At 67.6% G+C, this 23,564-nt stretch carries 20 protein-coding genes; 5 read left to right on the forward strand and 15 right to left on the reverse strand.

Annotation, left to right across the window (positions count from 1 at the left end; all coding sequences use genetic code 11):
* Positions 1-195: 195 nt before the first annotated feature.
* The 5 genes from U1701_RS15930 to U1701_RS15950 are packed head-to-tail and all read right to left on the reverse strand — an operon-like array spanning position 196 to position 3,779.
* Positions 196-1,089, reverse strand: coding sequence for an alpha/beta hydrolase (locus U1701_RS15930; RefSeq protein WP_332783561.1), 894 nt, complete (start codon positions 1,087-1,089; stop codon positions 196-198).
* The gene (locus tag U1701_RS15935) at positions 1,086-1,721 is read right to left on the reverse strand and encodes a 3-oxoacid CoA-transferase subunit B (RefSeq protein WP_332783562.1); all 636 of its coding nucleotides are present in this window, start codon (positions 1,719-1,721) and stop codon (positions 1,086-1,088) included. Before U1701_RS15935 ends, U1701_RS15930 begins: the two co-directional genes overlap by 4 nt.
* Positions 1,721-2,035 (reverse strand): DUF5076 domain-containing protein, encoded by a 315-nt coding sequence (locus U1701_RS15940; protein ID WP_332783563.1) that lies wholly within the window; start codon positions 2,033-2,035, stop codon positions 1,721-1,723. The genes U1701_RS15935 and U1701_RS15940 overlap by 1 nt, the downstream gene beginning before the upstream one ends.
* Positions 2,032-3,072 (reverse strand): HAD family acid phosphatase, encoded by a 1,041-nt coding sequence (locus tag U1701_RS15945; RefSeq protein ID WP_332783564.1) that lies wholly within the window; start codon positions 3,070-3,072, stop codon positions 2,032-2,034. The genes U1701_RS15940 and U1701_RS15945 overlap by 4 nt, the downstream gene beginning before the upstream one ends.
* Positions 3,069-3,779: a CoA transferase subunit A gene (locus U1701_RS15950; protein WP_332783565.1), complete on the reverse strand. Its 711-nt coding sequence runs from the start codon at positions 3,777-3,779 to the stop codon at positions 3,069-3,071. The genes U1701_RS15945 and U1701_RS15950 overlap by 4 nt, the downstream gene beginning before the upstream one ends.
* Positions 3,780-3,903: 124 nt before the next feature.
* Here U1701_RS15950 and U1701_RS15955 point away from each other — a divergent pair, with 124 nt between their 5' ends.
* Complete coding sequence (locus tag U1701_RS15955) at positions 3,904-5,547, forward strand: thiamine pyrophosphate-binding protein (RefSeq protein ID WP_332783566.1); 1,644 nt, start codon at positions 3,904-3,906, stop codon at positions 5,545-5,547.
* A gap of 228 nt (positions 5,548-5,775) precedes the next feature.
* On the opposite strand, the gene alaS is transcribed toward U1701_RS15955, so the two are convergent.
* Entirely contained in the window at positions 5,776-8,430 is a 2,655-nt protein-coding gene (alaS, locus tag U1701_RS15960) for an alanine--tRNA ligase (RefSeq protein WP_332783567.1), read from the reverse strand.
* Positions 8,431-8,627: 197 nt separating this feature from the next.
* Positions 8,628-9,884, reverse strand: a complete 1,257-nt coding sequence (locus tag U1701_RS15965; RefSeq protein ID WP_332783568.1) for a M24 family metallopeptidase — start codon at positions 9,882-9,884, stop codon at positions 8,628-8,630.
* A gap of 75 nt (positions 9,885-9,959) precedes the next feature.
* Here U1701_RS15965 and U1701_RS15970 point away from each other — a divergent pair, with 75 nt between their 5' ends.
* Entirely contained in the window at positions 9,960-11,261 is a 1,302-nt protein-coding gene (locus U1701_RS15970) for a dicarboxylate/amino acid:cation symporter (protein WP_332783569.1), read from the forward strand.
* Between the two features lie 164 nt (positions 11,262-11,425).
* On the opposite strand, the gene U1701_RS15975 is transcribed toward U1701_RS15970, so the two are convergent.
* Entirely contained in the window at positions 11,426-12,061 is a 636-nt protein-coding gene (locus tag U1701_RS15975) for a glutathione S-transferase family protein (protein ID WP_332783570.1), read from the reverse strand.
* Between the two features lie 179 nt (positions 12,062-12,240).
* Between U1701_RS15975 and U1701_RS15980 the strand changes: the two genes are divergently transcribed.
* On the forward strand, positions 12,241-12,720 hold the full coding sequence (locus U1701_RS15980; RefSeq protein ID WP_332783571.1) for a hypothetical protein: 480 nt from the start codon (positions 12,241-12,243) through the stop codon (positions 12,718-12,720).
* On the opposite strand, the gene U1701_RS15985 is transcribed toward U1701_RS15980, so the two are convergent.
* The gene (locus tag U1701_RS15985; RefSeq protein WP_332783572.1) at positions 12,670-14,100 is read right to left on the reverse strand and encodes a phospholipase D-like domain-containing protein; all 1,431 of its coding nucleotides are present in this window, start codon (positions 14,098-14,100) and stop codon (positions 12,670-12,672) included. The genes U1701_RS15980 and U1701_RS15985 overlap by 51 nt on opposite strands.
* Positions 14,101-14,170: 70 nt before the next feature.
* Here U1701_RS15985 and dinB point away from each other — a divergent pair, with 70 nt between their 5' ends.
* Entirely contained in the window at positions 14,171-15,268 is a 1,098-nt protein-coding gene (gene dinB, locus U1701_RS15990; RefSeq protein WP_332783573.1) for a DNA polymerase IV, read from the forward strand.
* A gap of 77 nt (positions 15,269-15,345) precedes the next feature.
* On the opposite strand, the gene U1701_RS15995 is transcribed toward dinB, so the two are convergent.
* The 6 genes from U1701_RS15995 to U1701_RS16020 all read right to left on the reverse strand — a co-directional run bounded on the left by U1701_RS15995 (position 15,346) and on the right by U1701_RS16020 (position 22,700).
* Positions 15,346-17,196, reverse strand: a complete 1,851-nt coding sequence (locus U1701_RS15995) for an ATP-binding protein (RefSeq protein WP_332783574.1) — start codon at positions 17,194-17,196, stop codon at positions 15,346-15,348.
* Positions 17,196-19,079 (reverse strand): putative bifunctional diguanylate cyclase/phosphodiesterase, encoded by a 1,884-nt coding sequence (locus tag U1701_RS16000; RefSeq protein WP_332783575.1) that lies wholly within the window; start codon positions 19,077-19,079, stop codon positions 17,196-17,198. Before U1701_RS16000 ends, U1701_RS15995 begins: the two co-directional genes overlap by 1 nt.
* Before the next feature lie 90 nt (positions 19,080-19,169).
* Positions 19,170-20,084 carry an ROK family protein gene (locus tag U1701_RS16005; protein WP_332783576.1) on the reverse strand — a complete coding sequence of 305 codons (915 nt, stop codon included), beginning with the start codon at positions 20,082-20,084 and terminating at the stop codon, positions 19,170-19,172.
* Between the two features lie 50 nt (positions 20,085-20,134).
* Complete coding sequence (locus U1701_RS16010) at positions 20,135-20,716, reverse strand: hypothetical protein (protein WP_332783577.1); 582 nt, start codon at positions 20,714-20,716, stop codon at positions 20,135-20,137.
* An 11-nt stretch (positions 20,717-20,727) separates the two neighbouring features.
* Positions 20,728-21,966, reverse strand: coding sequence for a M48 family metalloprotease (locus U1701_RS16015; RefSeq protein WP_332783578.1), 1,239 nt, complete (start codon positions 21,964-21,966; stop codon positions 20,728-20,730).
* The gene (locus U1701_RS16020) at positions 21,963-22,700 is read right to left on the reverse strand and encodes a hypothetical protein (RefSeq protein ID WP_332783579.1); all 738 of its coding nucleotides are present in this window, start codon (positions 22,698-22,700) and stop codon (positions 21,963-21,965) included. Before U1701_RS16020 ends, U1701_RS16015 begins: the two co-directional genes overlap by 4 nt.
* A 184-nt stretch (positions 22,701-22,884) precedes the next feature.
* Here U1701_RS16020 and U1701_RS16025 point away from each other — a divergent pair, with 184 nt between their 5' ends.
* On the forward strand, positions 22,885-23,487 hold the full coding sequence (locus tag U1701_RS16025) for a Dps family protein (protein ID WP_332783580.1): 603 nt from the start codon (positions 22,885-22,887) through the stop codon (positions 23,485-23,487).
* The last annotated feature ends 77 nt before the right edge of the window (positions 23,488-23,564 follow it).

Raw genomic sequence — 23,564 nt, forward strand, 5'->3', positions numbered from 1 at the left:
ATCAAACTGTCCAATATTATGAAATATTTGGCGTAAATTATATACCGCGCACGAAGAGACTATTGATGACAATTTGATTAACCACGGCGGCCATCTTTTGCACTGATCTGGACACACCAGTGGTTAGTCGTAAGCTATGGATTTTCGGCAGGATCTTCTCGATCTGGCACGCGACTCGGGACTGTGCGCGTCGGCTCAGTCCGTTTGCCGCGCGTCCAGTGCCGCACGAAGGTATGCGACGCTGTCCGCCAAGACCGGCGCCTTGCCGCGAAACGGCTTCGACAGCGCCATAACGACGTTCTCGTGGCTCAGTCCCGGATAGTCGATATGGCGCACCGGGGCGCCAAGCGCCTCCAGCCGGGCGGTCAAATTGACCGCGTTGTGCGGCTTCACCTGCGTGTCGTTCCCCGCCGTGACGAGCAGCATCCGCGGCGCATCGGCGCGCGCGAAATGGATCGGCTGGGTCATCGCCGGGTCCGCGGCGCCCTGCATCGCGTCGGCCGCGCGCTTGGCGGTGAAGGGGTAGAAATCATAGGGTCCGCACAGCCCGACGGCGGCGCGCACGATATGCGGATCGACACCCTCCGCGCGCAGCCAGCGCCGGTCGAGCGCCAGCATCTCTACGGTGTAGGCGCCCGCCGAATGGCCCGCGAGCGCGATTCGAGCGGGATCGCCGCCAAAGTCGCGCACATGGTCGCGAGTCCACTTCACGGCCTCCGCGCCGTCCTGCACGAACGCCGGGAAACGCACGTCGGGTACCTTGCGATAGTCGGGCAGCACGACGACGAACCCCGCCTTCGCATAGGCCCTCGCGGCAAACGCATAGGCGGCGCGGTCGCCGTGCGCCCAGCCGCCGCCATACCAGAAGATCAGCACCGGCAGGCCCGCGCGCGCGCCGCCCGATGGACGCCACACGTCGAGCGTCTGGCCGTGCGTCCCGAACGGCACGCCGGATCGCACCCTCGCGGTGCCGCGGCCGCCGCCCATCAGGCCATCGAGCACGCTGAGCGTCATCGGCCCCGCGGTCAGCGCGATCCCGCCGATCACCACGGCCAAAATGATGGCGACGATCGCCAGCCGGCGGATCACTGCGTGTAGCGCGCCGTCGTCTTCGCGGCGACCTCGTCCGCGGTCACGCCCGGCGCCAACTCGATGAGCCGGAACGGCGCCGCGTGATCGGCGCGCTGGAACACCGCCAGGTCGGTGACGATCATGTCGACGACGTTCTTGCCCGTCAGCGGCAGCGTGCACGCCGGGATGAATTTCGGGCTACCGTCCTTGGCGACGTGATCCATCACGACAATGATCTGCTTCACCCCGGCGACCAGATCCATCGCGCCGCCCATCCCCTTGATCATCTTGCCCGGGATCATCCAGTTGGCGATGTCGCCGGTCTCGCTGACCTCCATCGCGCCGAGCACGGTCAGGTCGATATGCCCGCCGCGGATCATCGCGAAACTGTCCGCCGAGCTGAAATAGGACGACGACGGCAGTTCGCTGATCGTCTGCTTGCCGGCGTTGATCAGGTCGGCGTCGACCTGGTCGTCATACGGGAACGGGCCGATCCCCAGCATCCCGTTTTCCGACTGCAGCGTCACCGTCATCCCCGCGGGGATGTTGTTCGCGACCAGCGTCGGAATGCCAATGCCCAGATTGACGTAGAAGCCGTCCTTCAGCTCTTGCGCGGCGCGTGCCGCCATCTGGTTGCGATCCCATGGCATCAGTTGAGGGCTCCGTCCTGAATTGTCGTGATCTCGGTGAATTGTTCGCGCAGTTCGGCGCCGACACCGTCGACGATCGCCTGCAACGCCTGGCCCTCGTCCAGCGACCAGGTTCCGGCATAGGCTTTGGCGGCATGGCGGATCGTGTCGGCCATCAGATAGCCGAACACGGTGGGATCCTGCAGCAGCCCGGCATCGATCCAGACGCTGCTGCCGGCCCCGTTGGTGATCCAAATCCGCGCGACTTCGACGGAATCGGGGGTCAGGACGTCGCCCTGATCGAGGCTGATCGCGTTCGGATGGTCGATGCTCATTTCGCAACTCCATTTGGGGTCCAGCGCGTGGCGGGCGGAAACACGGTGTCGAAATCGCCCTTCAGCCCGGTGCCGTAAACCGGGTTGGGCAGCATGAACCAGCCACGTCCCCACATCAGCGAGACTTTGCGCCCGCCGACCGCTTCGCGCCGCGCGGGCGGCGTCATCGATGACGCGTTGAAGAGATCGGTGAAGTCGCCGAGCTGGTCGCCCGACATCGCGACGACGCAATATTTGGCCGCGATCGCCCAGCGGCGCGCGTCCTTGCCGCTGCCGGTGCCGCCAGCATCGCCCTGCAGCCACAGCGTGTCGCCATGCACCACCGGCCCCAGCCCGATACGGTCGAGCATCGCCGCGGTCTCGGCGGCATGCGCGACGCTGCGGTTGGAATTGAAGATGACCGTGATGTCCGTGATCCGAGCCACCTTGATGACGTCGAGCAGCCCCGGCACCACCGCGACATGACCGCCGCCGGTACGTTCCCACTCCGCCCAGCGCGCCGAATCGAAGGTCTCGCCGCGCCGCGCGGCATCGGCCTCGTACCCGAGGTTCAAGACCGCGGTCTCGTCGATATCGAAGACGATCGCGAGCGGCTTGCTGCCGCACGGAACGAAACGGGGCGCGTCCAGCGTCGATCCCGGCGCGATCACGACCGAGGGCACGTCATGCCCGATCGATCGATCCGCGGGCAGGCCGACGAGATAATTGGCGAGCGCCATATAGGCCTGAAGATCGAGCGCCGCCGCTTCTCCCGAACCGTATAGATACTGCATCGCGCCCGGCACGGTCCCGCCGGTCGCGGCGGCGGTCGCGCCGGCGGTCGCGGCGGCGGTCGCGGCGGCGGTCGGCCGCGGCAGTTCCTTCATGTCGACGAGGCGATAGGCGGACGTCTTGCGCTTGTCGGGCCGCTTGGATTTGCGGTCCTGCAGCTTGGCGCGTCCGACGAATCCTCCCGCGACGATCGGGATCGCCGCCGCCGCACACCCCTGCAGCACGAGCGCGGCGGTTGCGAGGGCAAGCGTCGCGCGATGCCTCATGCCGATGCGCGCTCGCGGACGGTGCGGAACTCGATCTTCTTGTCGTAGGGCCCGCCCATGATCATCCGGTTCACATAGATGCCGGGCAGGTGGATGGCGTCGGGGTCGAGGGTGCCGACGGGGACGATCTCCTCGACCTCGGCGAGGCAGATCTTGCCCGCGGTCGCCATCGGTTGGTTGAAGTTGCGCGCGGTCTTGCGGAAGACGAGGTTGCCGGCCTCGTCGGCCTTCCAGCCCTTGATGATGCTCAAGTCGGCACGGATGCCGCGTTCGAGGATATACTCTTGACCGTCGAAGACCTTTACCTCCTTGCCCTCGGCGACCAGCGTGCCGACGCCGGTCTTGGTGTAGAAGCCCGGGATGCCCGCACCCCCTGCCCGGCAACGCTCGGCGAGCGTGCCCTGCGGGCAGAATTCGACCTCGAGCTCGCCGCTCAGATATTGCCGCTCGAACTCCTTGTTCTCGCCGACATAGGAGCTGATCATCTTCTTGACCTGACGCGAGCGGAGCAGTTTCCCCAGGCCCTGGCCGTCGATTCCGGCATTGTTGCTGGCGATCGTCAGATTCTTGACGCTCGACGCTTCGATCGCGTCGATCAGCCGTTCGGGGATGCCGCACAGGCCGAAGCCGCCGGCGCAGATCGTCATGCCGTCGAACAGTACGCCGTCCAGCGCCGCGCCCGCGTCGGTGTAGAGTTTCTGCGCCATCCAACCTCCTGTCGTTTTGCCGTGGCATAGGGCGCGGTGATCGCGACGGCAACGTCGGGCGACGCCGCGCCCGCCCATCGACTTCGCGCGAACCGCCGGGCTAGGGTGCGGCCAGGAGAAGTTCATGACCCAGCGTACCGGCGGCCGTATCCTCGTCGACCAACTCGTCGCACAAGGCTGCGACCGTATCTTTACCGTGCCGGGCGAAAGCTTCCTCGCGGTGCTCGACGCGCTGCACGATACGCCGGCGATCGAGCTCGTCACCTGCCGGCAGGAGGGCGGCGTGGCGTTCATGGCGTGCGCGGACGGCGCACTCACCGGGCGACCGGGAATCGCTTTCGTCACGCGCGGACCGGGCGCGACCAACGCGTCGATCGGGGTCCATGTCGCAATGCAGGATTCGCAGCCGATGATCCTGTTCATCGGCGACGTCGACCGCGGCACGCGCGACCGCGAGGCGTTCCAGGAAATCGATTTCACCGCGATGTTTGCCCCGATCGCCAAATGGGCGGCGCGGATCGACGACGCGCGGCGCATCCCCGAATATGTCGCGCGCGCCTATGCCACGGCGATGTCGGGCCGGCCGGGTCCGGTCGTGCTGGCGCTGCCCGAGGACATGCTGCTCGACATGGTCGAAGCGGTCGACCGGCCGCGCGTCGAGCGGGTGGCGCAGGCAGCCGATGCCGACACGATGGACCTGCTCGCCGACCTGCTCGCGACCGCCGAGCGACCGGTGGCGATCGTCGGCGGCGCCGGCTGGGACGTCGCCGCCTCGGGCGCGTTCGCGACCTGGGCAGACCGCAACGGTATTCCCGTGGCGGCCGCGTTCCGGCGGCAGGACGCGATCCCCAACGACTGCCCGGTGTGGGCCGGCAATCTTGGTTACGGCCCGAACCCGAAGCTGATCGAGCGCGTGAAGGCGGCCGACCTGCTGCTGGTCGTCGGCCCACGGCTCGGCGAGGCGACGACCGATGGCTATGCGCTGATCACGCCCGATCATCCCGGGCAACGGCTGATCCACGTCCATCCCGATCCGGACGAGTTGCGGCGCACCTATCGCACCGACGTCGCGATCTGCGCGGGGATGGCGGAGTTCGCCGAGGCCTTGCTCCTGATCGACCTGCCGCCACGGACCGCGGGGCGCGAGGCGCACGCGCAGTGGCGGACCTGGTCGACGCCGGAGCCGCGCGACCTGGCGATGGACCTGGGACCGTGCGTCGCGGCGATGCGCGAGCGGCTGCCGGCGGATACGATCATCTGCAACGGCGCGGGCAATTATTCGGGCTGGTGGCATCGCTACTGGCCCTATGCCGGGCCGGGCACGCAGCTGGCGCCGACCGCGGGGGCGATGGGATATGGTGTGCCCGCCGCGGTCGCCGCATCGCTGCGGCAGCCCGGGCGCTGCGTCGTCGCGCTGGCGGGCGACGGCTGTTTCCTGATGAACGGACAGGAACTGGCGACCGCGGTCGCGCACGGAGCGGACATGCTGGTGATCGTCGTCGACAATGGCGCGTACGGCACGATCCGGATGCATCAGGAGCGCGAGTATCCCGGCCGAGTATCAGCGACCGCGTTGCGCAATCCCGACTTCGCGGCGCTCGGGCGAGCCTATGGGTGCTGGGCGGAAACGGTGAAGCGGACCGAAGATTTCGCAGCCGCGCTGGGACGAGCGATGGGGCAGCCGGGCGTGAGCCTGCTGCATCTGGTGACCGACGTCGAAGCGATTACCGCTGGGACAACGCTGACAAAGATGCGCGGGACCGGGTAATTTCAGCCGAATACAGCATGCACCACCCCGGCGGAGGCCGGGGCCCAATTGGGGGACGGCGGTAACCAAGGGCAATCCCTTCTTTACAGCGACCTCCCAATTGGACCCCGGCCTTCGCCGGGGTGGCGTCGGTGACGTATGCTCATGTTCTCCCGCGAAGGCGGGAGTCCAGGGTTACGGGCGCTGGCATTTGGGGCTCCTGGACTCCCGCTTTCGCGGGAGAACGGTTTAGGCGACAGCGTGCGCCGTTAGGGCTTCGCGCACCGCGGCGAGCGCATCGGCGGCCTTGTCGCCATCCGGTCCGCCACCTTGCGCCATGTCGGGACGGCCGCCGCCGCCCTGCCCGCCCAGCGCCGCTACCGCGATCTTGAGCAGGTCCACCGCATTGTGGCTGGCGACCAGATCGGCGGTGACGCCGACCGCGACCGACGCGCGGCCTTCGTTGACGGCGACCATTACCGCGATGCCCGAACCGAGCCGCTGCTTCGCCTCGTCGACCGCGCCGCGCAGGCCCTTGGCCTCGAAGTCGTTCAGCACCTGGCCGAGGAACGCCACCCCGCCGACCTGCTCCGGCCCGGCCGCTTCGCCCGCACCACCGCCCATCGCCAGCGCCTTCTTCGCGTCGGCCAGTTCGCGCTCCAGCCGGCGGCGATCCTCGATCAGCGCCGCGACGCGTGCGGGCACCTCGTCCGGCGTGGACTTCAGCGCCGCCGCCGCCTCGCGCAACCGGTCGTCGCGCCCGGTCAGATAGGCGCGCGCCGCTTCTCCGGTCAGCGCCTCGACGCGGCGCACGCCGCTCGACACCGCACCTTCGCCGACGACCTTGAACAGGCCGATATCGCCGAGCGCGGACACGTGCGTGCCGCCGCACAGTTCGATCGAATAGGTTTTACCGTCGTCCTGCGATCCCATCGAGACGACGCGGACCTCGTCGCCATATTTCTCGCCGAACAGCGCCATCGCGCCCATCTCGATCGCGGCGTCGGGCGTCATCAGCAGCGTGGTAACCTGGCCATTGCCGCGGACCTGTGCGTTCACGTCCGATTCGACCTGCGCGATGTCGGCGGGCGTCATCGCCACCGGCTGCGAGAAATCGAAGCGCAGGCGGTCGGGGGCGACCAGACTGCCCTTCTGCGCGACGTGCTTGCCGAGGCGTTCGCGAAGGGCCTCGTGCAGAAGATGCGTCGCCGAGTGATTGGCCCGGATCTGCGCGCGGCGCGCGACGTCGATCTGCAGCTTGACCGGATCGCCGACCTTGATGTCGCCCGCGCCGATCACGGCGTGGTGGACGAACACGCGGCCGAGCTGCTTCGAGGTGTCGGTGACGGTGGCGTGCAACCCGGCATCGTTCGCAATCTGCCCCGCATCGCCGACCTGCCCGCCGCTCTCGCCGTAGAACGGCGTCTGGTTGACGACGATCGCCACGGTGTCGCCGGTGGTCGCGGACTCGACCCGCGCGCCGTCCTTGACCAGCGCGACGACTTCGCCCTCGCCGGTGTCCGACGCATAGCCGAGGAACTCGGTACCGCCGCTGGTCTCGGCGATGTCGAACCAGATATCGTCCGACGCCTTGGCGCCCGACCCCTTCCAGGCAGCGCGGGCGGCACGCTTCTGTTCGGCCATCGCGGTGTCGAAACCGGCGCGGTCGACGGTGATCCCGCGCTCGCGCAGCGCATCCTCGGTCAGGTCGTAGGGAAAGCCGAACGTGTCGTAGAGCTTGAACGCGGTCTCGCCGGGCAGCGTGCCCTCGGTCATGTCCGCGGTTGCCTCGTCGAGCAGCTTCAGCCCCTTGTCGAGCGTCTGGCGGAACCGCGTCTCCTCCTGCTGCAGCGTCGCCTCGATCAGCGACTGCGCGCGGAACAGCTCGGGATAGGCGGCGCCCATCTCGGTGACGAGCGCGGGCACCAGCCGGTGCATCAACGGCTCCTTCGCGCCCAGGATGTGCGCATGACGCATCGCGCGGCGCATGATCCGGCGCAGCACATAGCCGCGGCCTTCGTTCGCCGGCAGCACGCCGTCGGCGACCAGGAAGCCCGCGGTGCGAAGGTGATCCGCGATCACGCGGTGGCTGGCGGTGTTGGCGCCGTCGGTCGCGGTGTGGGTCAGCGAGCCCGATGCGGTGATCAGAGCCTTGAACGTGTCGGTGTCGTAATTGTCGGTGACGCCCTGCATCACCGCGGCGATCCGCTCCAGCCCCATGCCGGTGTCGATCGAGGGTTTGGGCAGATTGCCGACGATCTCGTTATTCTCCTGCTCATATTGCATGAACACGAGGTTCCAGATCTCGACGAACCGGTCGCCGTCCTCGTCGGGGCTACCCGGGGGGCCACCGGGGATGTGGTCGCCGTGGTCGAAGAAAATCTCCGAGCACGGGCCGCACGGGCCGTTCTCGCCCATCGTCCAGAAATTGTCCTTGGTCGGAATCCGGATGATGCGGTGGTCGGGCAGGCCGGCGACCTTTTTCCACAGGTCGAAGGCTTCGTCGTCCGTGTGATAGACGGTGGCGGTCAGCCGATCGGGCGACAGGCCCCAGTCGCGCGTCAGCAGAGTCCAGGCGTTGACGATCGCCTGTTCCTTGAAATAGTCGCCGAACGAGAAATTGCCGAGCATTTCGAAGAACGTATGGTGTCGGGCGGTGTAGCCGACATTGTCGAGGTCGTTATGCTTGCCGCCCGCGCGGACGCATTTCTGCGACGAGGTCGCGGTCGAATAGGGGCGCGATTCCTGGCCGGTGAAGACGTTCTTGAACGGCACCATCCCGGCGTTGACGAACATCAGCGTCGGGTCGTTCTGCGGCACCAAAGGCGCGGAGGGGACGATGGTGTGGCCCTCCCTCGCGAAGAAATCGAGGAAGCCGCGGCGGATGTCGTTGGTCGATGTCATGCGCGGGACTTAGGCGAGCGGCGCGGTTCGCTCAAGTGAGGTGTAGGCGCGATATCCTGCGCGCCCAACGTGTGCTTCCCCGCGAAGGCGGGGACCCATACTGGGCTCCCGCCTTCGCGGGAGAACAAGAGCGGGGCCAGCCGCTCGCGCGGGGCAACGCCGCTAAACCACCCCGGTGGTAAGAGGTGGTCGGCCCCCTACCCCAACGGCGCGTCGATCGATGTTGGCGGCGTGCTGAACCACTTCGGTCCGGCATCGATCATGTGGAAGCAATCCTCGATCCGCACCCCGAACTTGCCGGGCGCGTAGATTCCGGGCTCGTCCGAAAAGCACATCCCCGCCGCCAGCTTGGTCGTTTCGCCGTGGACGAAGTTGACCGGTTCGTGGCCGTCCATGCCGATTCCGTGTCCGGTGCGATGCGACAGGCCGGGCAGCGCGTACCCCGGTCCGTAACCGAGCGAATCGTAATATCGCCGAACCGCATCGTCGACGCTCCCCGCGGGCACGCCAATCCGCGCCGCGGCCAACGCGACCTGTTGCCCGCGCGCGACCTGATCCCAGGTTTTCCGCTGCGCTGCGCTCGCGGTGCCATGCACCCAGGTGCGCGAGATGTCGGACTGGTAGCCCTGGACGGTACAGCCGCAGTCCATCAGCACGACCTGGCCGTCGGCAACGCGGTGAACCTCGCGGCTGCCGTGCGGATAGGCCGACGCCTCGCCGATCAGCGCCAGTGCGAATTCGGGCGCGCCGCCGAGCTTCCTCGTCGCGGCATTCATCAGCGCAGAGATGTCAGGGCCGGTCATGCCCCTCTCGACCCGCGTATGGGTCCAGCGATAGGCCGCGAGCGTGACGTCGGTCGCCGCCTGCATCAGCGCGATCTCGGCGGGTGTCTTGATCATCCGGCAGCCGCGTACGACGGGGTTGGCGGAGACCTGAGGCACGGGCAGCACGCGGGCGAGCGCGGCGGCGGCGAAATAGCGGACGTTCTCCTCGATTCCAAGCGGCAGCACCGCGAGTTTGCGGTCGCGCAGGAAGCCCGCCACGACGGCGAGCGGGTTTTCGTCCTCCTGCCAAACCCGCACCTCGGCCGGCACCGCCAGCGTCTCGCGGACCGAGGGTTCCTCGAAGAACGGCGTGACGATGCACAGCGGGCCCTCGACGGGGAGGATCGCGAGGGTCAGCCGCTCGCTGGTATGCCAGCGGACGCCGGTAAAGTAGATCATCGACGATCCCGGCTCGATCACCACCGCGCCGATCCCCGCCGCCTTCATCAGTCCTTGCGCCCGCACCAGCCGCGCGGCGCGTTCGGCGGCGTCGATCGGTTTCGCACTGCCGGCGAGGTCGGACAGGGCCGACAGATCGGGGTCCGCCGCGCGCAGGATGGCGGCGCTCGACAGCAAGGGTAGCGCGGCGCCGGCGGCAAGGATGTGGCGGCGATTGGGGTAGGATGTCATGGCGGGAACGATAGGGTCCTTGACCGCGCCGCCGCAATCCCCTCCCTAGGCGCCAACGTTCCCAGGAGATCGACCTTGGCCAAGCGCCTGACCCTCTACATTCTCATCGGCCTGGTCTTGGGGCTTGTCGTCGGGTGGAGCTTGCACGTTTCGATCGACGACGGCAGCCCGGCATCGGCGGCGCGGCTGACCGAGATCGCCGGCTATGTCTCGATCATCACGACGATCTTTTTGCGGCTGATCAAGATGATCATCGCACCGCTGGTGTTCTCGACGCTGGTCGTCGGCATCGCGCATATGGGCGACACCGGCGCGCTCGGTCGCGTCGGCCTGCGCGCGGTCGGCTGGTTTCTCAGCGCGAGCCTGTTGTCGCTCACGCTCGGGCTGATCCTGGTCAATCTGTTCCACCCCGGCGTCGGGCTCGACCTGCCGCTGCCGCCCGTCACCGCGTCGAGCGGCGTCGACCAGGCCGCGTTCGACATCGCCAAGTTCGTCACGCACATCGTGCCGTCCTCGATGATCCAGGCGATGGCCGAGAACGAGATTCTGCAGATCGTGATCATGTCGCTGTTCGTCGGCGTCGCGATCACCGCGGTCGGCGAAAAGGCCGCGCCTCTGGTCCGCGCGATCGACGCGCTGGCGACGGTGATGCTGCAGATCACCGATTACGTGATGCGGTTCGCGCCGTTCGCGGTGTTCGCCGCGGTGACCGCCACGCTCGCAGAGCGCGGCCCCGGGGTGATCGGCGATCTCGGCTATTTCATGCTGACCTTCTATATCGGGCTCGCCCTGCTCTGGGTGCTGCTGATCGGGCTCGGTTATCTGTTCGTAGGGCGCCGGATGGGCGAACTGGTGGGCTATATCCGCGCGCCGCTGCTGCTCGCCTTCACCACCGCGTCGTCGGAGGCGGCGTATCCGCGCACGCTCGAGGCGCTCGACCGGTTCGGGGTGCCGCCGAAGATCTCCAGTTTCGTGCTGCCGCTCGGCTATTCGTTCAACCTCGACGGGTCGATGATCTACATGACGTTCGCGTCGCTGTTCATCGCGCAGGCGTACGGCATCGACCTGTCGCTGGGGCAGATGGTGACGATGCTGCTGGTGCTGATGGTGACGTCAAAGGGCATCGCCGGCGTGCCGCGCGCGTCGCTGGTGGTGATCGCCGCGACGCTGCCGCTGTTCAAGATTCCCGAGGCCGGGCTGCTGCTGATCCTCGCGGTCGACCATTTCCTCGACATGGGGCGCAGCGCGACCAACGTCATCGGCAATGCCGTCGCGGCGAGCGTCGTCGCGCGCTGGGAAGGCGAACTCGACCCACCCGAGCCGGTGGATATCGAACCACCGCACGCGCCGAGCCATGGGCTGGGCGGCCACGGCTGAAGGCTGAAAGCCATCGACACGCCCTCCCCGCGACCGTCATGCCAGCGCAGGCTGGCGTCTCCCCGGGGCGGGTGCTGCGGCACCAACGGGAGACCCCAGCCTTCGCTGGGGTGACGAAACGGGGGGTGACGAAACGGGGCCGACGGAACGGGTAGCGGCCGACCTTATGCGTAGGCGTAGGGCCCACCCTTCGCGAGCGCAGCCTGATACGCCGGCCGCGCATGCACCTTCGCCAACCACGCGATCGTCGCCGGGCGCGATGTATCGAGCCCGGCACGGCTGCGTGCGGCCTCGAGCGGGAAGCTCATCATGATGTCGGCAGCGGTCATTTCAGCACCCGCGAACCAGGGTCGCTGCGCGAGTTCGGATTCCACATAGTCGAGATGCACGTCGATCATCGGCTGGATCCGCTTGAGCGCGACCTTGCCGAACACCGGGATCCGACCGACCACGAGCTTCAGCAGCAGCGGCGGCATCAGCGACCCTTCGGCATAATGCAGCCAGAACCGGTAGCGCAGCGCGTCGGCGCGCTTCGCCGGTGCGCCCAGCCGGCCATCCGCCTTGTCGACCAGATATTCGACGATCGCGCCGGTCTCGGCGATCACGGAACCGTCCGCGTCGGTATCCTCGATCACGGGGGACTTCCCCAGCGGATGAACCTGCTTGAGTTCGGGCGGCGCGAGCATCGTCTTCTCATCGCGCTGATACCGCTTGATCTCATACGGCAGCCCGAGTTCCTCGAGCATCCACAGCACACGCTGCGACCGCGAATTGTTCAGATGGTGGACGATGATCGTCATGCGGTGATCCTCTATGCGCTGTGGCCGTGCCAGGCGGCGGCGCGGCGCCCATGACCGTGATGGTCGCAGACCATGGCCGTCGGCGCAACGCACGGAACGCCTGACCCACACCCGGCGGAGCGCCGCCGTCAACGGATTTTCCATGCGCGCGCGGTAAGGCGCTGAGCACGGAGGCCAGCATGTACAAGATTGCCTTCGACCCGATCCACGCCCTGGTTCGGATCCAGATGAACGCCATGCTGGGCGTCTCTGATACCGAACGCCTGGTCGGCGAGCTCATAACGACGATCACCGAGGCCAAGCTCGACAACTATGCGCTGATCATCGACGTATCCCAATGCCCCGTACAGTCGCAGGACATGATCGCCTCGATGGAACAGCTGCTGAAGCTGATGAAACGCGTGCGCGCGTTGGCGATCGTCACGGGCACGACGCTCGTCCGGCTTCAGGTCCAGCGGATCTTTCTCCAGCCTATGCCCGCTTCGCGTCCATCATCGACGAAGCGCTCAAATGGGTGTTGTTCGGAACCGAGCCGCCCCAACCCGAACCCACGATCGGCCTCCAGCACGGATAGCCGCCGCGACCCGCCCCGTCGCGGTTCGTCTTCGCTACTGTCGGCGGTGCCGCCAGCGCCGGAACAGGCCGCGCTTGTTCAATAATTCGAACATTTCCTCGGGCCCTTCGGGATCGAGCACCTCGTTGTCGGCAAGCCACGCCTCGACCGTGGTAAGATCGGGGACTTCATAGGGGCGCAGCGTCTTGCCCTCGCCGCGCAGGCGTTCGATCGTCGCGAGCAGCGAGCCGGTTTCCGCGATCGCGTCGCTGACCGTAGCGACCTCGACACCGAGATGCTCGGCGATGAGCGCGTCGCGGATCTTGCCGATGCAGGTTGCGGTGGCGTCGTCCGACGCCTCGATCGCCAGGTCGCATTCGGTGTCGAGCCGCAGCGAACGGTTGTTCATGTTCGACGAGCCGAGCCGGAACACGGACTCGTCCGCGATCAGGATCTTGGCATGGCAATAGATCGGTACGCCGCCCTCGGTATAGGGGTGATACATCCGCAGTCGCTGGTGCACATCGCGGTGCCCCAGCGCCGTCATCAGCCGGGCACGTGCAGTGTCCATCGCGATCGGCTCGAGCCAGCCCTGCGCGCTTTCGGGGTTGATGATCACGATCTCCGGACCGTCCGGTTCGTCGAGCCGACGCGCGATCGTCTCGGCGATCCGGCGCGACGCGAAATACTGGCTCTCGATGTACAGGTGCCGCTTCGCCCCGGCGATCTGCGCGAGGAACAGCGCCTCGCTCTCATGCACGGCCGGCTGATCGGGCATTTCGGGTTCGGTCCGCGCGATCGCGACCTGCTGCCCCTCGAAATCGACCGGCAGCCCCTCGGGCCAGAATTGGTCGCCGGGCGCGGGGTCGCTCATCGGCTTGCCTCCCGCGAGCCCCCAGCGCCGCCGGAACAGCTCGCCCAGCGCCACCGCGATCGGGCCCTCCACCGCGCTGATCGCGTCGTGCCAGGGCTTGTACGGTTTGCCCGAGGGTTGAATGCGCAACGGGTTGTCGTCGAGGTGCGCGCGCGTGTCCCAGCGGTCCCCGGTCATGTCGATCCCGCCGCAAAACGCAAAGCTGTCGTCGATAATGACGATCTTCTGGTGATGCGACGCGCCGGTCGGATGGTGGCCATCGAGCTTGGTGTGGATGCGGGGGTGGCGCATCCATTTGGCCATCGTGAATATCGTCGACCCGCGGAACAGCGCCTTGATCGCGCCGGTATCCCAGCGCAACAGGAACACTTCGAGATCGGGTTCGCGCTCGACCAGCCAGTAGATGAAGTCGCCGAGCGCGCGAGGCTCACCCTCGCGAACGATGCCGGGCTCCAGGCTGATGCGCGCATCGAAATCCCAGCCGATCAACATGATCCGACGCTTCGCCCCCATCATGGCGACGCGCGCATGGTGGAAATAATCCTCGGCATCGACGATCACGGCCATCCGCCGCGCTTCCTCGATCCGCCAGCACTCGGTTCCGACCCGCATCAGCGCCCCTAGTATGATGCAGCCAGACGGTCTGTCATGGGAACCGTTTGCCGCCTATCTATGCCGGACGATGCCCGACCGCGCCCCCTCTACCCTGCCGCCCGTGCAGCGCAAGGTCATCCATGTCGACATGGATGCCTTCTTCGCATCGGTCGAACAGCGGGACGACCCGGCGCTCCGGGACAAACCGGTCGCGGTCGGCGGGTCGCGCGCGCGCGGCGTGGTGGCTGCCGCGAGCTACGAAGCGCGCGTGTTCGGGGTGCGCAGCGCAATGCCGTCGGTGACCGCGATCCGGCGCTGCCCCGACCTGATCTTCGTCAGGCCGCGGTTCGACGTCTACAAGACGGTGTCGGATCAGATCCGCGCGATCTTCGCCGATTACAGCGCGCTGGTCGAACCGCTATCGCTCGACGAGGCGTATTTGGACGTCACCGACGATATCCGCGGGCTCGGATCGGCCAAGGCGATCGCCGAAGAGATCCGTGCGCGGATCCGCGAGGCCACCGGGCTGACCGCGTCGGCCGGGGTCAGCTACAACAAGTTCATCGCCAAGCTCGCATCGGACCAGAACAAGCCGGACGGCATCTGCGTGATCCCGCCGCACAAGGGCGCGGCCTTCGTCGCGTCGTTGCCGGTGAAACGCTTCCACGGCGTCGGGCCGGTCACCGCGCAGAAGATGGAGCGGCTCGGCATCCTGTCCGGCGCCGACCTGCGTGACCAGCCCCTGGCCTTCCTGCAAGCGCATTTCGGCAGCTCCGCGGACTATCTCTACCGCGCGGCACGCGGCGTCGATCATCGACCCGTGCGCGTCAACCGCGTCGCCAAGTCGGTCGGCGCGGAACGCACGTTCGAGACGAATCTGACCGATCCCGCCGACTTGCGCGATGCGATGGAGCGGGTCGCCGAGGCCGCCTGGGTGCGGATCGCGCGCCACGATGCCAAGGGGCGGACGGTGACGCTGAAGCTGCGTCACGCCGATTTCCGGACGATCACGCGCGCCCGCTCGTTCACGCGCGCGGTGTCGGACAAGGCGGCGTTCCTCGCCGCGGGGCAGGAGCTGTTGACCGCGCAGCTGCCGGTCCCCGACGGCGTGCGGCTGCTGGGGCTGACGCTGTCGGGGATCGTCGGCGAAGACGTGGTCGAGGTGCAACCGGGTTTGCCGCTGTAAGCCGGCGCCGCTCTGAAGACACTGCCCCCGGGCCGGGCGGCCCCACGGACGCAACGGCGCCTCGCATCGGGCTTCGGTTACGCTGGAATAATGTCGGTACCCGCCGCATCCTGGACGAGCACGGGACGCCCCGCGGACTCGGCATTCGCGGCCGGCAGCGTCAGGATCGCGACGGCGCCACACCCCCATCCCTCGCTGGACAGCCGGAGCCCGCCGCCCATCGCGGTCATCGAATTGGCGCACCAGTGGAGGCCAAGTCCGCCCGATTTGTGCGCCCGTGTCGAGAAGCCGCGCTGGAACAGCAGCGCACCGATCTCGGGCGAAAACCCCTCCCCATCGTCGCGGATCTCGAGCGCCACATGTCCATCCTCGACATGCACGGTGGCGGCGATCGTCCCGCTGCCACGGCCGCGCGCGACGATCGATTCGGCGGCATTGCCGAACACGTTGCCGATCACCTGGCTCAGGATCACCCGGCTTGCGAGGACGTAATGGGGTTCGCTCGGGAAGCTGAACGCGATCGACGCGCCTTCCGCATAGCGTGCGATCGTCGCGTTGCGCGCGATGATGTCGGTCACGTCGCAGACCTCGAGCATCGGCCGCTCGTGCGCCGCCCTTTGCTGCTGGCCGATGATGTCGAGCACATGCGTCATCGCCTCGCGTCCGACCGCGAGTTCACGCCGCGTGACGCTGCGACCATGGTCGTCCGCCTCGATTGCGGCGGTGACGAACGCGGCGAGCTTGTCACGCCGCGCTGGCGGCACATCGTCGCGCGCGAGCTCGGCCACCGCGCGATCGAGCACGGTGCGGTCGATCGGCGGCTCCTGCGCCAACCCCTGGCTCAGGATGGTGCTGATCGGGTTCAGCGCATTGCGGACATTGTGCATGACGGTGACCGCGCTTTCGCTGCGCCCCAGATCGAACGACTGGACCTCGAGCCGTTCGCGCAGATCGCGCAGCTGCTGCAGCATCGTGTTGAAACTGCGCCCGAGCGCGCCGATCTCATCCTCCCGGCCGTCCTCTTGGAGCAGCGCCAGCGAGCCCGAGGCGGGGACGCGTTGCATATGATCCTCGATCCGGCGGAGCGGGCGCAGCACGAGGCGCGCGATCAGGCGGCGCAGCACGACCAGCACCAACAGCAGCAACAGAATCGACCCCGCCACCGCCAGCAGCAAGACCCGGGCGCCGAGCAACGCGACCTCGCGCGGCACATCGAGCCGCGCAGCGGCGACCGCATGGCGGTCGACCCCGATCATCGGCACCGCGATCGACAGCGTCCGGTGGGCTTTGGTGACGGTCACGCTATCGCCAACCGCCGCCGCGTCGATCTGCGCGCGCAACCCGAGCTGCTGGGAAAGCCGCCGTGCGCTGACCATATGGGCAACGACGACATAGCCGCCCGGCGGCCCGGCCCCCTCGACGCCGAGCACGCGCGCCAGTCCGATCGCCGCGACGCCGTTGCCGACGCGCGCGTAGAAACCCCGCGCGTTCCGGCCCGCAAGCGCCACCGGCAGATCGAATCCGACAATCGCGGCAAGCAACGCGCGGCGCATGGCCGGCCGGTCGGCGCCCGTGCGGGGATCGCGCCAATAGGCGAGAACGGTGCCGCCGTTCGACCTGACATAGGCCAGCCCAGGCGCTCCGGTATCGTGCTCTACCGGCGGACCGGCGAGGCGTTCCATGGAATCCGGGTTCAGCCGTTGACTGCCATAATCGCGTGCGGCGATTTCCGCATGGGCTTCGATCCGGGCGAGCGCGGCGCCGGTGCGCTCAACACGACTGGCGATCGCCTTGACCTCGAGCGTCTCGAAGCTCGGCATGATGATGCACGCGAGCAGTAGCGTGATGGCGAGCGCCCCGGCGGCGCCCACCGAGGTCATGATCAGCACCAGCTTGGCGCCAAGCGATACAGGCCGCGGGCGGCGCATCAGCCGAGCGCCCCGCCCCCCAAGCCGACCTGATCGTCGACGGTGCCGCCGACATGACCGGCTTCGGCCATCGCGCGCGCGCGGTCCGCGGCGACCGGGGCCGAAAAGAAATGCCCCTGCAGATGGCTCGCGCCCGCAACCCGGAGCGCCTGGACCTGTGCCTCGGTCTCGACGCCCTCCGCGATCACGCCCAACCCAAGCGCACGGCCGAGCTGGATGATCGAATGGACGATCGCCGCGCTCTCGCGCTCTCGGCCCATGCCGTCGATGAACGACCGGTCGATCTTGAGGCAATCGAGCGCGAATTTGCGGATGTTGTAGAGGCTGGAATAGCCGGTGCCGAAATCGTCTAGCGCGATCCGGAACCCCATCTGACGCAGCTTGTATAGCGTCTCGGCGGCGCGTTCGGCGTCGTCGAAGATCGCGGTCTCGGTGATCTCGATCTGCAGCCGCGCGGGCTCGACCCCGGCGCGCAGCACGGTTTCCATGACGTGGCCGACGAAATTGTGACGGCGGAACTGACGCGGGCTGAAATTGACCGAGACATATTGACCCGGCCACTGTTTCATCACGTCCAGCGCTTCCTGCAGCACCCAATCGCCAAGCTCGTGGATGAGGTTCGATTCCTCCGCGATCGGGATGAAGATGGCGGGCGTGATCGGCCCATATTCGGTGGTGTTCCAACGCAACAATGCTTCGAAGCCGATGACCGCGACCGTGTCGCGCGCCACGATCGGCTGGTAGACCAGGCTGAGTTCGCGGCGCTCGATCGCCTTGCCGAGCCCCCCCTCGACACGACGGCGGAAGCGGATGCCTTCGTCCATGCTTTCGTCGAACAGCCGGGCCAGGCCACGCCCGCCGCGCTTGGCGTCGTTGAGCGCGAGATCCGCGTGGCGCATCACGTCGTTGGGGTCGCCGCCCTGCCCGCCGCGCGTGACGACGAGCCCCGCCGACGCGCCGGCGCGTACCGAACTGCCGAACAGCTGCACGCTGACCGCGCAGGCCGCGATCACGCGGTTGCACGCCATCACCGCGGCGTCTTCGCCGGGCGTATCGAACAGGATCCCGAATTCGTCGCCGCCAAGCCGTGCGACGATCGCGCCGTCGGGCGTCGAGCGGTTCAAGATCGCGCAGATCTCACGGATCAGCGCGTCGCCGGCGAGATGGCCGAGCGTGTCGTTGACCAGTTTGAAGCGATCGAGATCGACCATCACGGTCGCGAACAGTCCGTCGCAGCGGGTGCGCTCGGCGAGTGCGCGCAGGAAGGCGAGACGGTTGGGTGCGTCGGTCAGCGAGTCGTGCGTCGCCAGGTGCAGCGCGCGGCTTTCGTTCGCGGCGAGCTCGGCGGCCTGTTGTTCGAGCTGGACGACCTGTTCGGCAAGCGTCGCGCGGGCCTGCGCCAGATCGCGGTCGATCTGCCAGCGGCGGGAGAGCGCGGTCGCGGCCTGGACGATCTCGGCCACTTCGAACGGTTTGGCGATATAGAAGATCTTGTCGGCCGGGCCGGCGACCTTGCTGATCTCGACCGGTAGATAGTCGGAATAGCCGGTGACGATGACCAGGTTGATATCGGGATCGAGCGTGCGGATCTTCCGCGCGGTCTCGCGGCCGTCGATGCCCGGCGGCATCCGCACGTCGATGAACGCGACCGCGAACGGGTCGTTCGCCGCCAACGCCTGTTCGACCCGCACGATCGCAACGAGGCCCTGATTGACGTGGACGAACGTGAACGCGAGCGAATCGTCGGCGATCGCGACGTCGGTGCCGAACAGGTCGGCGGCCATCGCGCCGAGCGCGGTGCTGCGGTCCGATCGCTGGCCGGCGAAACTGCGCCGGTAGCTGTCGTGCATCCCGGGCTCGTCATCCACGATCAAAATACGCATCGAAACATCCGCTCCTCGGCGGCAGGTCGTCGCGTCTGAGGACGCAAACCTTAACGCTCTGTCTTGCTGAGCGCGGGTAGGCGGATGTGGTTAAACTCTCGTAAAAGAACCATTTTGCTGATCTTGCAATGCCTGATCTCCGAGCACGATCGCACCCAGCGGCCCGGCATTGTCGCCAAGCGCCGGCGCCACGACGAAGTTGTCGGTCAGCGCCACGTCTGGCAGGGTCACGTAACCGCCGAGACTGCGCGTCATCGCCGCTCGGACACGCGGGTACAGATGCGTCGCCCCCATCACCCCGCCGCCCATCACGATCCGCCGCGGGATTCCGGTGAGCACGAGCACGTGCAGCAACTGGCCGAGCGCGTGCGCGACGCCATCCCACACCGGATGATCGGCGGGCGCCTCGTTGGCCGGGTGGCCGATCCGCGCGGCGATCGCCGGCCCCGCCGCGAGCCCCTCGACGCAGGCACCGTGGAACGGACACGCGCCGATCCAGTCGTCGCCGGGCACGCGAACCGGGCGGATATGGCCGAGTTCGCTGTGGGTCAGCCCGTCGACCGGGCGCCCGCCCGCGATCATCCCGGCGCCGACCCCCGTGCCGACGGTGACATAGGCGATGTCGGCTAACCCCTTGGCGGCGCCCCAGCGGGCTTCGGCGAGCGCCGCGCCGACGACGTCGCTGTGGAACCCGGTCGGCACGCCGTAGCGTCGCTGCAGCCGCCCGGCGATGTCGGTGCCGGCCCAGCCCGGCTTGGGGGTCGAGGTGATATGCCCATAGTCGGCCGCATGCCGGTCGATCGAGACGGGGCCGAAGCTGGCGATTCCGATCGCGACGAACCCGCTCCAGCGGTCGAGCACCGCCTCGATCGCGGAGAGTGTCTCGTCGGGTCGCGTCGTCGGGATCCGCACCGTCTCCTCGATCTCGCCGGGGCCGCGCGCGAGGATGCAGATGCATTTGGTGCCGCCGAGTTCGATTCCGGCGATCAACGGGACTTCGGTCATGCGCATCTCCAATCGCAGCCGCTTTCCCCCCGGATGGCGTTTCGTCAAGATCAACGGCGGGTGGCGGACCGCGTGATCGCGTCGAACTCGGGTAGCGCGGCGTCGAAGTAATGGAGTTCGGCGCCGTCGAGCGAGGCACAGTAGAATTTGCCGTCGACCACCGCGAGCACCGCACGGCCGCGCCGCTTGACCTCGTCCGCGCCGACATAGGCGAAGTCGAATTGCAGTCCGGGCTGCCCCAGGAAGGTGACAGGCGCGACGCCGCGGGTCTCGAACAGCGCGGCGCCGGCGCGGATCCGGTAATAGCTCTCGATCATCGCGACGAGATCCTGCGGGCTCATCGTCGCGCGGAACACCGGCACTTGGCGGTCGGCCTTGCGGCGCTGCTTGGCGATCGCCTCGCCATCGGGCAGCCCGCCGATGAACCCGATCGAATCGAGACCAGGGCCGTTCGCGGTCCAATTCTCTTCCCAGGCAATATCGTGCCGCCCCTTCGGCGCCCTGTTCCACGCGGTGCCGGGATGCACGCGCATGCCGTTCTTCGCGACCGCGACGGTAGACGGCGGCACCAACGTATAGCGCGGCGCGCAGGCGGCGAGCGCGAGCAGCAGGACGAGGGGGAATGCGCGCATCGGCGGGCTCCTCATGGCGCGAGCACGAAGCGGACCATCGCCGCGTCGGTCGCATCGGGTTTGCGGTCGAGATACCGTGCCAGCGATGCCCGACCCTGTTCGGCATTGCCCGCCTTGAGCAACGCATAGCCGTTGGCACGCCACGCCTCGGGCGGCGCGTCGCTGAAACCCACCGCCTGGGCATAGGCGGCGGTTGCGCGCACGGCGTCGCCGGGTTCGTCGCGCAGCCGATACGCCTCGCCCTCATAATAGCGCAGCAGGCCGTCCCACTGTCCTTGCGCGAGCGCGGCGACGAGATAGAGGCTGGCACCCGGATCGTTGAGCTTGATCTGCTCGTCGAGCAGCTGCGCGCGGAGCGGCGCGACCGCGGCGAGCCATTCGGAACGGCGCCCGTCATACCGACGCGGGGGGACCGACGCCGCCTCCAGTTCGCGCGCCGACGCCGACAGGTCGAGCATCCGCTCCGCGCTCGGCGGATGCGTAGACAGCGCGTTTCGCGCCTTATCGCGGTAGCGCTTGTCGCGCGCGCGCGCGCTGGCGCGACGTTCCTCGATCACCTGCCGCCACATCGCCGCCGCGGCGTCGGGCGGATACCCCGCTGCGTCGATCAGCGCGATGCCATAGGCGTCGGCCTCCGCCTCCTGTTCACGGCTGAACCGAAGGATCGACAGGACGAGCGCGCCGTTGATCGCGTTGGCGAGATCGATCCAGGTCCGCGCGTCGCCCCCCACCCCCGCTGCGACGCCCGCCACCACGCCGGTCCCCGCGCCGACGAACGCCATGATCCCGGTCTTGGTCCGCGTGTCGCGCCAGCGCTGGAGCGAATGACGGCGCAGATAATGCGCGCATTCATGGCCGAGCACGGTCGCGAACTGCGCCTCGTCGCGGCACCGCGCGAGCAGCCCGGTATTGACGATCATCATCCCGTTCGGTGCCATCGACGCGTTGAACTCGGCATCGTGGATCAGATAGACCCGCGTCTCACGCGCGCGGTCGCCGAGCAAGCGCGCCATCACACCCTCCGTGTAGCGTTGCATGTCGGGGGACTGCAGTAATCGGTTCGACGACGCGATCTCGGTCTCGAGCCGGCCGAGATCCTGCCACAGCCCGCGTTCGTCGGCATCGGCGGGGCGATAATCGGGCCCGATCAGCGCGTGCATCGCCGCAGGGCGGATGTGTTCGGCAACCGCGGCACCGTGGAAGGCGCAACCGCACACCCCGCCCACGACGAACACGCGGCGGGTGGTCATCGCGCTGCGGCCATCACGCGCTTGCCGGGCTTCATCCGGTCGAGCAGTTTCGCGATCATCGTGTCCGCACCGGCAGGCTCGCGGATGTCGCCGACGCTCGAATTCAGCGCGTTGAACCAGACGACCCGACCGGTCTTCAGGTCCACCAGCGACGCGAATGCCGCCTGTTGCCCGCCATGCGCGACGACGCAGAAGCCGACGACGCAGCCGAGCATGCCCAGCGCCTGCACCGCGACCCGCCCCGTGCTCGCGAAACTGTCTTCGGCATGTAGGAACAGCGCATAGTCATAGCCGGTCGCGAGCCCGAACCGCACCGCGTCGTCGCCGAGCGTCCAGTCGAACCGTCCCTTCTTCGTCGGCAGCGAAAGTCCGCCATATTTGTGGATACGGATCGCGGTGCCGACCGCGCCGTGGAGCCGGTCGAGATCGGCGACCGCGGTCGGATCCGAACCGGTGACGTCGCGCGTCGCAGCGATCGTGACGGTGCCGCCGCGCCCAGCCTGCTGCGCTTCGATGGCCCGCAGGATGTTGGCGCGCGCCGCGGTGGTCCATTCCTCGCGCGGCTCGACCGCCCCGCCCGCGGTCAACAGGCCAACCGACACGTCGGGACGCATCACGATCAGCCGATAGCTGCCCTCGGGCGGCTGGAAACCGATATCGGCGAGCTGCTTGGTATGCGTGCAACCGCCGAGCAGCAAAGCCGCGGCGACCGCGGCGTACGAAACGCGTCCCATCGAAGCCCCCGCCCCCTGATCGCCGGCCAGAGTGGCAAGCGGCCGCGCGAACGAAAAGCGCAACCCGATCGGAAATCGGTGCGAATAGGTACTGGCACGGCGGCGCCGGGATCAGACTTGCGCCGCACGACCGTGTGACCGAAGATCGCTGGATCAGGTTTCACTCCAGCAGACAGGATATCCAATGGCCAAGAAGCCGGTAAAAGTCGCCAAGACCGCCGCAAACGCCGAAGCGCAACCGCAGTACAAGGTCGCCTACCGCGAAATCCAACCCTATGGCACGCTGAAGAATTTGCCGATCGCACTCGAAGACAATGCGCGCGCGCAGAGCGTAGCGATCCTCAACCAGGTGCTGGCCGACACGATGACGCTGCGCGACATGTACAAGAAGCATCACTGGCAGATGTCGGGCGCGACCTTCTATCAACTGCATTTGTTGCTCGACACGCATTACGAAGCGCAGGCAGCCTTGGTCGACACCATCGCCGAGCGGATCATGGCGCTGGGCGGGATCAGCATCGCAATGGCGCCCGATGTCGCCGAGATGACCCGCATCCCCCGCCCGCCCAAGGGCCGCGAGGACGTGCCGACGCAGCTCGCGCGGCTGCTCGAAGCGCATGAGATCATCCTGCGCCAGGCGCATGAGGGCGCCGAACAGGCCGACGAATCGGGCGACGACGGTACCAACGACCTGCTGGTCAGCGACATCATCCGCACCAACGAACCGCAAGTGTGGTTCCTGGCCGAGCATCTCGCCGCGACCGAACTGATCCGGGCGGACAAGTAACCGCGAGGATTGACGCTCCTCCCCCGTTCGCCCCGAGCGAACGGGGGAGGAAATCTCCGGCATGCGTCCCGCGGGCC

Origin of the sequence: Sphingomonas rhamnosi (assembly GCF_036663615.1) — a bacterium.
In the GTDB taxonomy this organism is placed as follows: Bacteria; Pseudomonadota; Alphaproteobacteria; order Sphingomonadales; family Sphingomonadaceae; genus Sphingomonas.